Origin of the sequence: Thermovibrio sp. (assembly GCA_015488335.1) — a bacterium.
Classification (GTDB): domain Bacteria; phylum Aquificota; class Aquificia; order Desulfurobacteriales; family Desulfurobacteriaceae; genus Balnearium.
Genome location: WFNZ01000052.1, coordinates 22,265 through 35,040, shown reverse-complemented (window position 1 = coordinate 35,040; position 12,776 = coordinate 22,265). Strand labels below are relative to the sequence as shown.

The 12,776-nt window shown below is 43.7% G+C and carries 14 protein-coding genes; 7 read left to right on the top strand and 7 right to left on the bottom strand.

The features are described 5' to 3' along the window. Positions 1-10: 10 nt before the first annotated feature. The 6 genes from F8H35_RS06415 to F8H35_RS06390 are packed head-to-tail and all read right to left on the bottom strand — an operon-like array spanning position 11 to position 3,974. Positions 11-205, bottom strand: a complete 195-nt coding sequence (locus F8H35_RS06415; protein ID WP_472572713.1) for an ATP-binding protein — start codon at positions 203-205, stop codon at positions 11-13. Further along, on the bottom strand, positions 202-1,059 hold the full coding sequence (gene folD / locus F8H35_RS06410; RefSeq protein ID WP_472572712.1) for a bifunctional methylenetetrahydrofolate dehydrogenase/methenyltetrahydrofolate cyclohydrolase FolD: 858 nt from the start codon (positions 1,057-1,059) through the stop codon (positions 202-204). The genes F8H35_RS06415 and folD overlap by 4 nt, the downstream gene beginning before the upstream one ends. Next, positions 1,025-1,834 carry a TIGR00282 family metallophosphoesterase gene (locus tag F8H35_RS06405; protein WP_472572739.1) on the bottom strand — a complete coding sequence of 270 codons (810 nt, stop codon included), beginning with the start codon at positions 1,832-1,834 and terminating at the stop codon, positions 1,025-1,027. The genes folD and F8H35_RS06405 overlap by 35 nt, the downstream gene beginning before the upstream one ends. Beyond that, entirely contained in the window at positions 1,831-2,403 is a 573-nt protein-coding gene (gene coaE / locus F8H35_RS06400) for a dephospho-CoA kinase (RefSeq protein WP_472572711.1), read from the bottom strand. Before coaE ends, F8H35_RS06405 begins: the two co-directional genes overlap by 4 nt. Further along, on the bottom strand, positions 2,381-3,445 hold the full coding sequence (locus F8H35_RS06395; RefSeq protein WP_472572710.1) for an AI-2E family transporter: 1,065 nt from the start codon (positions 3,443-3,445) through the stop codon (positions 2,381-2,383). The genes coaE and F8H35_RS06395 overlap by 23 nt, the downstream gene beginning before the upstream one ends. Then, positions 3,435-3,974 carry a CDP-alcohol phosphatidyltransferase family protein gene (locus tag F8H35_RS06390; protein WP_472572709.1) on the bottom strand — a complete coding sequence of 180 codons (540 nt, stop codon included), beginning with the start codon at positions 3,972-3,974 and terminating at the stop codon, positions 3,435-3,437. The genes F8H35_RS06395 and F8H35_RS06390 overlap by 11 nt, the downstream gene beginning before the upstream one ends. A gap of 18 nt (positions 3,975-3,992) precedes the next feature. Between F8H35_RS06390 and nadC the strand changes: the two genes are divergently transcribed. Together nadC and F8H35_RS06380 are read left to right on the top strand one after the other, a co-directional pair. Next, positions 3,993-4,835 (top strand): carboxylating nicotinate-nucleotide diphosphorylase, encoded by an 843-nt coding sequence (gene nadC, locus F8H35_RS06385; RefSeq protein WP_472572708.1) that lies wholly within the window; start codon positions 3,993-3,995, stop codon positions 4,833-4,835. Next, on the top strand, positions 4,832-5,395 hold the full coding sequence (locus F8H35_RS06380; RefSeq protein ID WP_472572707.1) for a CvpA family protein: 564 nt from the start codon (positions 4,832-4,834) through the stop codon (positions 5,393-5,395). Before nadC ends, F8H35_RS06380 begins: the two co-directional genes overlap by 4 nt. Before the next feature lie 12 nt (positions 5,396-5,407). Here F8H35_RS06380 and gap read toward each other — a convergent pair whose 3' ends face one another. Continuing rightward, positions 5,408-6,415 (bottom strand): type I glyceraldehyde-3-phosphate dehydrogenase, encoded by a 1,008-nt coding sequence (gap, locus tag F8H35_RS06375; RefSeq protein WP_472572706.1) that lies wholly within the window; start codon positions 6,413-6,415, stop codon positions 5,408-5,410. 75 nt (positions 6,416-6,490) lie between these two features. Here gap and F8H35_RS06370 point away from each other — a divergent pair, with 75 nt between their 5' ends. The 5 genes from F8H35_RS06370 to ahcY are packed head-to-tail and all read left to right on the top strand — an operon-like array spanning position 6,491 to position 12,772. After that, a complete protein-coding gene (locus F8H35_RS06370; RefSeq protein WP_472572705.1) occupies positions 6,491-7,657 on the top strand; it encodes a sensor histidine kinase in 1,167 nt (388 codons plus the stop codon). A gap of 13 nt (positions 7,658-7,670) precedes the next feature. Further along, positions 7,671-9,953 (top strand): outer membrane protein assembly factor BamA, encoded by a 2,283-nt coding sequence (gene bamA / locus F8H35_RS06365; RefSeq protein ID WP_472572704.1) that lies wholly within the window; start codon positions 7,671-7,673, stop codon positions 9,951-9,953. Between the two features lie 17 nt (positions 9,954-9,970). After that, the gene (locus tag F8H35_RS06360; protein WP_472572703.1) at positions 9,971-10,510 is read left to right on the top strand and encodes an OmpH/Skp family outer membrane protein; all 540 of its coding nucleotides are present in this window, start codon (positions 9,971-9,973) and stop codon (positions 10,508-10,510) included. Then, positions 10,507-11,529 carry a UDP-3-O-(3-hydroxymyristoyl)glucosamine N-acyltransferase gene (gene lpxD, locus F8H35_RS06355; RefSeq protein ID WP_472572702.1) on the top strand — a complete coding sequence of 341 codons (1,023 nt, stop codon included), beginning with the start codon at positions 10,507-10,509 and terminating at the stop codon, positions 11,527-11,529. The genes F8H35_RS06360 and lpxD overlap by 4 nt, the downstream gene beginning before the upstream one ends. Next, a complete protein-coding gene (ahcY, locus tag F8H35_RS06350; RefSeq protein ID WP_472572701.1) occupies positions 11,513-12,772 on the top strand; it encodes an adenosylhomocysteinase in 1,260 nt (419 codons plus the stop codon). The genes lpxD and ahcY overlap by 17 nt, the downstream gene beginning before the upstream one ends. The last annotated feature ends 4 nt before the right edge of the window (positions 12,773-12,776 follow it).

Genomic DNA, 12,776 nt, shown 5'->3' with positions numbered 1-12,776 from the left:
ATCTGAAAGGTTACAGGTCTGTCCACTTGAGAGTTATAACATCAACGGGGCAGTTCTCAACGCATATTCCACAGCCGTTGCAGACTTCAGGGTACATAACAACAGCTTTCTCTCCACTCATTACGAAAACACCTGTAGGACAAACGTCAACACAAATTCCACAGCCAATACACCCTTCCTGATCAATGTAGGGAACAACTTTCAAACACCCATCCTCATCTTAAAAGCTTTCACCGTATTGTAAAGGAGCATTGTTATGGTCATGGGGCCAACGCCTCCCGGAACCGGCGTAATTGCCGAAACCTTCTCCTTCACGGCATCAAAATCTACATCTCCAACTATCTTACCATTTACTCTGCTGATTCCAATGTCAATAACAACGGCTCCCTCTTTTACCATGTCTGCCTTTATGAGGTGTGGAACGCCGGTGGCAACGCAGAGGATGTCTGCATAACGGGTGTAGTGGGCAAGGTCTTCCGTATAAACGTGGCAGACGGAAACCGTTGCGTTGGCATTTAAAAGCATGTTTGCAAGAGGCTTTCCCACAATGTTGCTGTGGCCTACCATAACGGCGTTTTTCCCCTCTAAAGGGATGTTGTAGGCCTCAAAAAACTTCATAACCCCTGCCGGCGTACAGGGCATTAAACCTTCTTCGTAAAGCCCCAACATACACTTTCCAACGTTTACAGGGTGAAAACCGTCAACGTCTTTTTCAGGTGAGATGTAGTTAATTACTTCCCTGCACGAAAGTTGTCCGGGAAGTGGAAGCTGAACGATTATTCCATCAACTTCAGGGTTCTCGTTGAGCTCTTTAACGGTTCTGTTGAGCTCTTCTTGAGTAATCTCTGCAGGGAGTTTCCTGTCAATGGAGTTAATTCCAATCTTCTGGCAGGCCTTTATCTTGTTCCTGACGTAAATCTCGCTGGCAGGGTTGTTCCCAACCAGAACTACAGCTAAGGTAGGAGCTCTCCCAAATCTCTCCCTAAGTTCCTCTACTTCTTCCTTAAGCTCTCCCCTTATTTTCTCAGAGAGAGCTCTCCCGTCTAATATAAGCGCCATCCTCTCCTCTCTCGTAGAAATCGTAAATTCTCTGGAAACCCTTAACCCTCAGGTCGTCATCAATCTCAAACAGAACACCGCAGAACTGGATAACCTTTGCCTTCTCTGGAACTTTAAATCTTACAGGAAGCTGTTTTACAAACCTGTCTACCCCCTCTTTCGGCTCCATCCCTATTACGGTATCCGTAGCTCCGGTCATTCCAGCATCTGTAATGTAGAGTGTACCCTGTGGAAGCAGCCTCAAATCGGCAGTTTGAACGTGGGTATGGGTTCCAAAAACGGCGGTTGCTCTGCCGTCGGCGTAAAAGCCAAAAGCCTGTTTCTCAGACGAGGCCTCTCCGTGGAAATCAACGATAACAACGTCGGCAGGGTTTTCTTCGTATATAGCGTCAAAAATCCTAAAAGGGTTATCAAGACACTCCATAAAAACCCTTCCCATCAGGTTAACAATTAGAACTTTTAATCCTTTAACCTCAAGGGTTATAAATCCCCTTCCGGGAGTCCCTTCAGGGTAGTTTGCAGGCCTCAAGATTGGATACTTGTCTATGAACTGGTAAATATCTTTCTTGTCAAATGTGTGGTTTCCCCCGGTTATAACGTCAACGCCGTAGGAGAGGAGCTTGTTGACTATCTTCTCCGTAAGGCCGAAACCCCCTGCAGCGTTCTCACCGTTGGCTATGCAGATATCAAACCTATCCCTGTTCTCCTCAAGCCAGAGGTGGAGAGCTCTCCTCCCCGGCCTTCCAACAACATCTCCAACGAAAAGAACCCTCAGCACCTCAGAATCTCCTTCACCAGGAACTCCGCCTGTTCCTTAAGGTGGAGTAAAGTTCCTGTGTTACAGATAAGGTAGTCTGCGTATTTTAACTTTTCACTGTAGGGAAGTTGAAGGGAATCACGCTTTAAGGCCTCTTTTAAACCAAATTTCTTAGCAGCCCTCAAAAGCCTTTGCCCTCTGTAAGCAAACACAAGAATTAGTCTGTCAAAAAAAGTGTGCCAGCCATACTCAACGGCCACGGCCGCCTCAACAAAAACTACAGAATCAGAGTATTTAAACTTCAAAAGCTTAAGACGTTCAAGGATAAGAGGATGAAGTATTCCGGTAAGTTTCTTGAGAGAATCGGGGTCTGAAAACACAATGGCTCCAAGTTTTCTGGTATCTATGAGGCCGGAATTGGTGAGGAGCTCCTTCCCGAAAATCCTTACCACATCATCCTTAGCCTCTTTCTGGAGAACTTCCTTTCCTATCCTGTCAGCATCGTAAACAGTAAATCCTTTGAGACTCAAAAATTTTGATAGAGTAGATTTACCAGAACCTATATTACCGGTGATCCCTACTATCAACTTCTCTTCTCCCTTTTTTCTCAAGAAAACTCTCAAATATAGGGATCAGCATTACAGCAAGGGGAACCGCAACAACGATTCCTAAGAAACCTCCCAAGTAACCGCCTGTAAAGATGAAAAGGAGTATAAGAATAGGATTAATACCTGTGGTTCTGCTCATAACGAGGGGGTAGATTAGGTTCTCAAAGCCGGCCTCGGTAAGGAAAACGGTTAAAACGCCCAAAACCGCCTCAAGGGAACCGTTGTCAAATATGGCAAGGAGGAGTGAAGGAAGAAGCCCGGAGAAAAAGCCAACGTAGGGAATCATGTTTAGAACACCTGCAACAAAGCCGATGAGGAGCGAGTATTTAATTCCCACAAAGTAGAGACCTATAGCTAAATAGCTTCCAACGAAAACTGCAACAGCAATCTGCCCCACTAAATAACTTGATAGTGCAGAGTGAACCTTTTTTATAAGGTTTTTTAGCTCAGGCTGTATTGATTCAGGAGCAAGGGAGATGTAGAGTTTTAGAATTTTATCCGACTCAATCAAGAAATAATAGGTAAGAAATGGGACAACAACAACATCAATAGCAATAGAGAGAACTGAAAAAACTCCAGAGAATAGTTTAGAAATTATACTTCCAACAGGAATAGATCCCAGCTTTGAATAAATTTCCTGGAAAATCTCTGCAAGATTTTTTATCTTGAACGGATGGTATATTGACCAGTGTTTTCCAAAATGAGAGAAAAGAAAGGAATCTAACTTTTTAGCAAGAGTAGGTAAGTAGTTTATAAAACTTTGAATCTGACCAATTACAGTAGGTAAAACCACAAACAACGCCACAATCAAAATTAAAATCAGAGTAAGTATGGTGAGTAAAGCAGAAACTCTCCTCTTTCTTGTTATTTGGTTAAACAGGTCAAAAATAGGAAGCGATACATATGCAAGAATAGAAGCTATGAAAAAGGGTAAAAGTGCAGGCGTTAGGGAAAAGAGCAGCAGTAGTAAAAGAACTATCGTTAAAAACAGGTAAATTTCTGGCAGATACCTATTCACCATTTAGCTCTCTTATTCCCGCATACGTATAGTGAATTGCAGAGGCAATCGTAAAAGCCCCTGTAAGGTAAAAGAGGAATTTGAGCTCTTTTAATCCAATGATATCGTAATTAACCTTTACAAGAACCACCAGGATCGTTAAGAACTGCAAAAACGCAGTTAACTTTCCTAAAAGTGTAGGTCTAATACTATCTAACTTTCCAAAAACGGAGAGGAGCCATCCTCCAAAGACTATCAAGAGGTCCCTGCTTACCACAATAACAGAGAGCCAAACAGGAATGACCTTTTCAACGAAAGAAAATAGAATATATCCAGAATCTATCAAAGATTTGTCGGCAATCGGATCAAGTATAACCCCAAGAAGAGTTATCTGACTTAACTTTCTTGCCAGAAAGCCATCTAAAGCATCGCTGAGGGAGGCCAGAAGAAAAGTAAGGAAAGCCGCCTTGAATCTACCGTAAAAAACAGCCATAATGAAAACCGGCACTAAAAAGACCCGAAAAACGGTTATCAGGTTTGGAATGCTTACCACACTACCTCCGGAGGAAAGATGAACCCTCTATACTTGAGAAGACTAATTGTAAACTTTCTCAACGAAGATTTAGGAGCCGCAGGAGACATCACTACTAGAGCCCTCCATAAAACAAAAGGAGAGGCAAAGCTCATAGCAAGAGAGAGGGGAATCCTCTGTGGTGTAGAACCGTTTAATATTACATTTGAAACGGTAAACCCAAAAACAGAGATAGAGTGGTTAAAACAGGAAGGAGAAAAGTTTAAAGGTGGGGAAGTTATCTGTCTGATTGAGGGGGAGCTCCCCTCCATCCTCACTGCCGAAAGGACAGCTCTAAATCTGATTCAGCGGCTAAGTGGAATTGCAACAACAACGAGGAAGTTTGCTGAAAAGCTGAAAGGTTCACAGGTAAAGCTACTTGATACCCGAAAAACAACACCGGGGTTAAGGATACTGGAAAAACACGCTACTAAGGTGGGGGGAGCTCTCAACCACAGGTTAGGCCTCTACGATGCCGCCATGATAAAGGACAACCACATTAAAGCCTTTGGCGGAGTTAAATCGGCCGTTATAAAAGTTTCAGAACAGGTACCGGTTACCACAAAAATTGAAGTTGAAATTGAAAACCAGAAACAGCTTCAGGAAGCCCTTGAAGTAATTGATTTAATTGACATAGTAATGCTTGATAACTGGCCTTTAGATAAGGTAAAAGAAGCAGCTCTAAGGCTAAAAGAGGCTAAACCGGGTATAAAAGTTGAAGTCTCCGGCGGAATAACACTTGAAAAATTGGAAATTATTAGGGAACTGCCGGTTGACTTCGTATCTACCAGTAAAATAATAACTGCAGCAAAATGGATAGACTTCAGCCTGGAGGTGTGGTGAACCTCACAACACTCAACGTCTTAGACGGCCTAATAATCATAATTTTAGGCTGGAACCTAATAAGAGGCTTCAATAAAGGGTTTATTGAGGAGATAATCTCCATTACAGGTATTATTGCCAGTTTATACGCCGCATACATCTTTGCTCCTCTGGTTGCCAGAGTACTGGTCAGCAGGCCAGACAAAACTACCGTAATAGTTTCCGGAATCTTCATCTTTCTAATTTCCTTTGTAATCTCAAAGTACATAGCCTTCCACATCAACAGGAAGGTAAACGAAACAGCAATGGGAATAGTCAACAACGTGCTGGGTTTTTTCTTTGGAGTTATAAGGGGATGGATTCTTGCCTCTATTGCCGTCTTTTTAATAGCAGTATTGACTCCAGATGGTTATTTAATAAAGAAGAGTTCCCTTGGCGGTTTGGCGGTTCCCGTTATTGACAAAAGTCTTCAGTTTCTACCTTTAAAGAACAAGAAAAATGACTTAATCCTTAAGAACTGGTTTAAGGCAGAGAAATTCCTGTGGAAAAACTTTGCTCTAAGGAAGTACATAAAGGGGTAGCCCCCTAAGAGGCTAAACCCCTACAGAGGCCATATACTTAATAAGGTCTGCAAGTCTGTTTGAATAACCCCATTCGTTGTCGTACCATGCAATAACCTTAACTAAGTTTCCGTTGATAACGTCTGTGCTGAGGCCGTCAACAATAGAAGAGTGAGGATTACCCAGGTAGTCTATAGAAACGAGGGGCTCTTCTGAGTAATCAAGAATACCTTTAAGGTCTCCTTCGGCAGCCTCTTTCAGAGCCCTGTTTACCTCATCTACAGTAACTCCCCTTTCTACTACACAGACAAAATCAACAAGGGAAACATCCGGAGTTGGAACTCTTATAGATATACCGTTGAACTTACCTTTAAGTTCTGGAATAACAAGACCAACAGCCTTTGCAGCTCCTGTAGTTGTAGGAACCATTGAAACAGCAGCAGCTCTTGCCCTTCTAAGGTCTCTATGGGGAGCATCAAGGAGCCTCTGATCCATAGTATAGGCGTGAACTGTTGTGAGGAATCCGGAGACAATTCCAAAGTTTTCAAGCAAAACCTTGGCAACAGGAGCAAGACAGTTTGTTGTGCAGGAAGCATTTGAGACTATTCTGTGCTTTTCAGGGTCGTATTCTGTGTGGTTTACTCCCATAACAATCGTAATGTCAGGCTCCTTTCCGGGAGCAGAGATGACAACTCTCTTTGCACCAGCTTTCAAGTGTTTACCTGCTCCCTCTCTGTCCCTAAAACGGCCTGTAGCCTCAAGAACAACGTCAACTTCAAGTTCCTTCCAGGGGAGCTCCTCAGGGTTTGGATCGGCATAAACCTTTATCCTCTTACCGTCAACTACTAACTCATCGCCGTCGGCATAGACATCAGCATCAAACCTGCCGTGGACTGAGTCATACTTGAGAAGGTGGGCAAGGGTCTTCGCATCTGTAAGGTCATTAATTGCAACAATTTCTACGTCTGGATCTGAGTGAACAATCCGATAAAAACTCCTTCCAATCCTGCCAAAACCGTTAATAGCAACTCTTACTGCCATAGCTCCTCCCTATAGGTCATTTTTACTTTCTTAATGATAAACTATTAAATCACACCTCACAAACGGGAGCTAAACTTGAACCAGCTACTTCTGGCACTCCTCATTTTCCTGTTTCTGATGCTATTAGTCTTTGCCTCTGTAGCTCTCAACGAGAGAAGAAAGAGAGTTAAACTCCTCAAGAAGCTAAAGAAAAAGAGCCAAGAGGGGAAACAGCCACCCATTGACAGATCAAAACTCCTTGCAAGGGCTCTAAGCCTCATCAAGGAAGGAATAGTGGTAATGGATCCTTACGGAAGGGTTATATTCACAAACCGGTTCGCCAGGGAGCTCCTCGGAATAGATGAGAAAGACATTGGAAAGTTCTTTTACCAGGCAATAAAGGACTTTGACGTAGTATCAATGATAAATGAAGCTTTCAATGAAAGTTATAGAGTTTGGCAGGAAAAGAAGATAAAAGACAGCTACGTACAGGTAATTTTCGGTTCAGACATGGACGAAAAAGTCCTGCTCCTTATAGACCAGACACCAATGAAAAAGTATGAAACCCTTAAGAAAGACTTTATAGCTAACGCTTCCCATGAACTCAAAACACCACTGGCAGCAATGAAAATATCTCTTGAGACACTTGAAGAAACGTGCAAAGAGAATACAAAAGCCCTCAAATACATATCAAAAGCACAGGAAAGGGTTAACTACATGGAACAGCTCATAGAAGACCTGATAACCCTCTCTCTTTTAGAGAGTACAAATCTAACCCTGAAGTTAGAAAAAGTAAAAATTCTCCCCCTAATAAAGGAGATACTTAACAACGTTTCGGAGCTCCTATCTCAAAAAAGGATACAGCTTTCAATAAAAATTCCAGAAGATGCTGAAGTATGTGCAGACGAAAAACTCCTTCACGCCATTTTGAAAAACTTGATAGAAAACGCAATAAAGTACAACAGAGAAGGGGGAAAGATAGAAATCTCCTTCAAACAACTTAAAAACGAGGATGAAATTAAAGTGTGTGATACCGGATATGGGATCCCCAAATCCCATTTACCCTTCATATTTGAGAGGTTTTACAGAGTAGAACGCTCCCGCTCAAGGAAATCTGGAGGAACAGGACTGGGACTCTCAATAGTTAAACTGGCAACGGAAAAACTTGGTGGAAAAGTAGAAGTTGAAAGTCAAGAAGGAAGAGGAAGTTGCTTCTCTATATACCTTCCCAAAAGGTGTGATATTATTACCACCGACCTTTGAAACTGGGGGAAGAATGAGAAGTGTCCTCTTGACCCTGTTGTTACTGTTTTCTCTATTTCAGTTTTCCTACGGTGCTGAAGAAAAAGTAGAAAAAGTGATAGTAATCGGAAATGAAAGTGTTCCAACAAGCACTATTCTCTACTACATATCTGAAAAACCGGGAAAACCCTTCTCACCCAAGTTAGTTGCACAGGACATTAAACGTTTGTTTAAACTGGGCTACTTTGAAAATATCTCTGTTGATGCAAAAGAGGGAAAAAACGGAGTTATTCTAAGGTACTTCGTTAAAGAAAAACCGATAATAACAGACGTTGTTTTTAAGGGAAATTCAAAAATTTCATCTAAAAAACTCAAAGAGGAGTTGGGATTAGTAACAGAAGAGGGAAAAGAGACAAAACTCCAAAAACCACTTGACTACAAGTACTTAGATACACTTGTCAGGAAAATAGAAGAACTCTATGCCAAAAAGGGATACCCGGGAACAAAGGTTTACTACACAATAGACAGGATATCACCTACAAGAGCAGTAGTTACCTTCGTAATAAACGAGGGTAAGAAAGCAGAAGTTTGCGACGTTGAAGTAAAGGGGAACAGAGCTATAAGCTCCGGAGACATAAAAGATGTACTGATAACAAAACCAAAATCAATATTCCACCTCAGGTTCAGCGCTCCACTTTCCCAAGAAAACTTAGAGGAAGACGTAAAGAGGATTGAGGAGCTCTACAAAGAAAGGGGTTACTTAGACGTTGTTGTAGGCCAACCAGAAGTTGAACTTGAGAGAAATTCCTGCTACAGAGTAGTTTATAGAATTATTAAAGAGGGTAAACCTTACAGGTTTGGAAAAATTGAGTTCGTAGGAAATAGACTCTTCAGCTCAAAAGATTTCCTGAAGCTTGAGAAGAAATTAAGATCTGGAAAAAGGTTCAACCAGAAACTGGTTGACGAACTGGCCAGGAAAATCATCAGGAAGTACGGAGAGTTAGGGTTTATATTTGCTAACGCAGTTCCAGAGGTAAAAATACACCCTGAAACCCACACTGCCGACATAATCTTCCACATATACGAGGGAGAAAGGGCATACGTTCGCTGGATAAGGATAAACGGGAACATTTCAACAAGAGATAGAACCATAAGGCGTGAACTTGACCTCTATGAGACGGGGATTTTCAACACAGTCCGCCTTGAAAGATCCATAAGGAGACTCTTCAACACAGGATACTTTGAGAACGTTGACGTAAAACCAAAAGTTGTTGAAGGAACAAACAAGGTTGACGTTGACGTAAACGTTAAAGAGAGGCTCACCGGAGTATTCTCTGTCGGTGCTGGTTATAGCTCCGTTTCAAAGCTGGTGGGAATGTTAAGCGTTTCAAAAGGTAATCTTTTTGGAACCGGGGATTCAGGTTCTGTTAACCTGCAGTTTGGTTCAAGAGTTTTAGACTTCTTTATCAACTACAACCACAGGTGGTGGCTTGACAAACCTCAAACATTATCACTCAGCCTCTACCACAACAGGTATGAGTACTTCACCTACACCAGCAAGAAGACCGGTTTCTCAACCCTCGTCTCAAGAAGGCTCTGGGAAGACTGGAAGGTTGGAGCTGGATACCTGATAGAGAGGGACAAGATAACAGACATTGACGAAGACGCTCCAGATATCGTTAAAGAGGAAGAAGGAACTGAAACAATTGGAATGGTTACAGGTTTCATTTCAAGGGACTTAAGGGACAACAGGTTCCTTCCCCATAAGGGAGACTACTTCAAGGTAACAACTCAGGTTGCAGGAAACTTCTTCGGTGGCGATAAGGACTTCTATAAGGTAATTGGAGAGTATGCCTACTACTTCAACTTTAACGACCTGCCTATAGACATTGAGCTGCCGTTTATCGCCTCCGTTCACGCAAAAATTGGATATGCAGACGCATTCGGAAACACAAGCAGACTGCCGATAGACTACAGGTTCTACGTTGGCGGCGATACAACAGTAAGGGGATTCAAGTGGGGTGAAGCCGGACCTAAGGATAAAAACGGCGATCCTGAAGGTGCCAACAGGGAGCTTGTATTTAACTTTGAGCTGGGATACGACGTCAACAGGATGCTGAGGCTTATCGGCTTCTTAGACATCGGTGGCGGCTGGTGGGACGAGTATAAGTTAGGAGATATGAGAAAGTCTGCAGGTATAGGATTAAGGGTTCTAACTCCCATGGGGCCCATTAGGTTAGACCTTGGCTGGAAGCTTGACAGGAGAACGGGGGAGAGCTCCTCTGAGTGGCACTTTGGAATGGGAAGCTATTTCTAAGCAAAACGGAGGTTTAAATGAGAAAAGCACTAATCGGAGCAGTTATCTCAGCAGCGTTGATAACGGGAGTTTCAACTCCATCCTTCTCTGCTGAGAAGAAGAGCCAGCAGACCTTTGCAGTTTACTACGTTGATATGCAGAAGATAATAAACGAGTCTGTAAAGGGAAAGCAGGCCAAAACTCTGATAGAGAATAAAATCTCTCAGGCTAAGAAGAAGATTGAACAGATGAAGAAGGAAATTGAACAGATCAAGCAGAAGCTCCAGAGCCCCGTAATCAGTAAACAGGAGAAGAGCAAGCTTGAAGACCAGCTCCAGCAGAAGATAAGGGACTTGCAGCGCTACCAGCAGGACGCCCAGATTGAGGTTATGAACCTTGAGAAGAAATACACGATGGAGCTCATTAAAGAGGTTGTTAAGCTGATTCAGAACTACCAGAAGGAGAAGAACATCCCGATGATAGTTGACGCAAGAGAGGCCGGGATAATTGCAGCCTCTCCGAAGTATGACCTTACAGAAACCATAATCAAACTCTACAACCAGCAGGCCGGGAAATGAAGTTAGGCGAAATTGCTGAACTTATCGGGTGTCAGGTTATTGGTGATGAAAATATAGAGATAACAGGCGTTTCAGAGATCCACAGGGCAGAAGCGGGAGAGATAACGTTTCTCACAAACCCCAAATACAAAAAGTTCTTGAAGGAGACAAAGGCCTCTGCGGTTTTGACGGGAGCTCCCCTCAAAGAGCTCAAAATCCCTCAGCTCATCTGTGAAGAGCCCTACGTTGCCTTTGCAAAGCTCTTAGAGATTTTCTACCCGGAGGAGCTCCCCGAACCGGGCATCTGCCTAAACGCAAGGATAGAGGAAGGAGTTGAAATAGGGGAGGAGTGTTACGTCGGGAACGGCGTCCACATCTCAAGGGGAACGAAGATAGGAAACAACGTCTACATCTTCCCGGGAACTTACATAGGACGGGACTGTGAGATAGGTGACAACACGGTTATCTTCCCAAACGTCTCAATCTACGACAGGGTGAAAATAGGGAAGTTCGTGAGAATTCACTCTGGAGCCGTAATCGGTTCAGACGGCTTCGGATATGCATTCAGCAAAAAGGAGATGAAGATTCACAAGATTCCTCAGGTTGGAGGGGTTGTAATAGAAGATTTTGTTGAGATAGGAGCAAACACAACCATAGACAGAGGAACCCTTGGAAACACGGTAATTGGAGAGGGAACAAAGATAGACAACCTTGTCCAGATAGGCCACAACGTAAAAATAGGTAAATACTGCTTTATCGTCTCTCAGGTGGGAATTTCCGGAAGCACAAAGATTGGAGACTTTGTAACTCTGGCCGGAAAGGTTGGAGTTGCAGGCCACATAGAGATAGGGAGCAACATAACCGTTGCGGCAAAGTCTGGAATTACAAAGAGTTTGAAAGAGCCGGGAACTTACGCAGGATTCCCTGCAAGGCCCTACAGGGAGTGGAGAAAGATTCAGGCCTTAATTGACAGACTCCCTGAGATCTACGAGAAAATAAAGAAGTTCCTGAGAGGAGGAGAGAATGGAATACCACGTTAAAGACCTTTCACTGGCAGACCTTGGGAAGAACAGGATTGAGTGGGCAGAGATGGACATGCCCGTTCTGAGGAAGGAGATAAGGGAGAGGTTCATAGAAGAAAAACCCTTAAAGGGAATAAGGATTGGAGCCTGCCTCCACGTAACCACTGAAACGGCCAACCTGATGAGAACGCTAAAAGAGGGCGGAGCTGAGGTCTACCTGTGTGCATCAAACCCCCTTTCAACTCAGGACGACGTTGCAGCAGCACTGGTTAAATACTACGACATTCCCGTTTTCGCCATTAAGGGAGAGGATGAAGAGACCTACTACATGCACATAGAGGAAGTTCTCAAGAGAAAACCCCACATAACGATGGACGACGGGGCAGACCTTATCTCAACACTCCACATGAAGCACCAGGAGTTAATTGAAAACGTTATCGGTGGAACCGAGGAGACAACGACAGGGGTTATAAGGCTGAGGGCTATGGCGAAGGAAGGAGCTCTCCGCTACCCGGTTATAGCTGTAAACGAGGCAATGACAAAACACCTGTTTGACAACCGCTACGGAACGGGGCAGTCAACGATAGACGGAATCTTAAGGGCAACAAACAGGCTCCTTGCAGGCTCAGTTTTTGTTGTTGCCGGCTACGGCTGGTGCGGTAAAGGCGTTGCAATGAGGGCAAAGGGAATGGGGGCTGAGGTAATAGTTACAGAGGTTGACCCCATAAAGGCAATAGAGGCCAGAATGGACGGCTACAGGGTTATGCCTATGGAGAAGGCAGCAGAAATTGGGGACATCTTCTGCACGGTAACTGGGAACATCCACGTTATAAGGAGAGAGCACTTTGAGAGAATGAAAGACGGAGCAATCGTCTGCAACTCAGGACACTTTAACGTTGAAATAGACATACCGGCACTTGAAGAACTGGCCGTTGAGAAGAGAAGGGTAAGGCCGTTTGTGGATGAGTATAAAATGGCAGACGGAAGGAGAATCTACCTGCTGGCAGAGGGAAGGCTTGTAAACCTTTCTGCAGCTGAAGGACACCCTGCGTCTGTTATGGACATGAGCTTTGCCAACCAGGCCCTCTCTGCAGAGTACCTTGTTAAGGAAGGGAAAAACCTGAAGCCTGACGTCTACGTTGTTCCGGAACACCTTGACAGGAAGGTTGCAGAACTGAAACTTAAGGCCATGGGTATAGAGATAGATGAGCTAACTCCTGAACAGGTTGAATACCTCAACTCGTGGGAAATGGGAACTTAGGGGG

Excerpts from the sequence above, each read along its gene's own strand:
- lpxD (WP_472572702.1), top strand. The coding sequence starts at position 10,507 with ATGAAGTTAGGCGAAATTGCTGAACTTATCGGGTGTCAGGTTATTGGT.
- F8H35_RS06395 (WP_472572710.1), bottom strand. The coding sequence starts at position 3,445 with ATGGTGAATAGGTATCTGCCAGAAATTTACCTGTTTTTAACGATAGTT.
- nadC (WP_472572708.1), top strand. The coding sequence starts at position 3,993 with ATGAACCCTCTATACTTGAGAAGACTAATTGTAAACTTTCTCAACGAA.
- gap (WP_472572706.1), bottom strand. The coding sequence starts at position 6,415 with ATGGCAGTAAGAGTTGCTATTAACGGTTTTGGCAGGATTGGAAGGAGT.
- ahcY (WP_472572701.1), top strand. The coding sequence starts at position 11,513 with ATGGAATACCACGTTAAAGACCTTTCACTGGCAGACCTTGGGAAGAAC.
- bamA (WP_472572704.1), top strand. The coding sequence starts at position 7,671 with ATGAGAAGTGTCCTCTTGACCCTGTTGTTACTGTTTTCTCTATTTCAG.
- folD (WP_472572712.1), bottom strand. The coding sequence starts at position 1,059 with ATGGCGCTTATATTAGACGGGAGAGCTCTCTCTGAGAAAATAAGGGGA.
- F8H35_RS06360 (WP_472572703.1), top strand. The coding sequence starts at position 9,971 with ATGAGAAAAGCACTAATCGGAGCAGTTATCTCAGCAGCGTTGATAACG.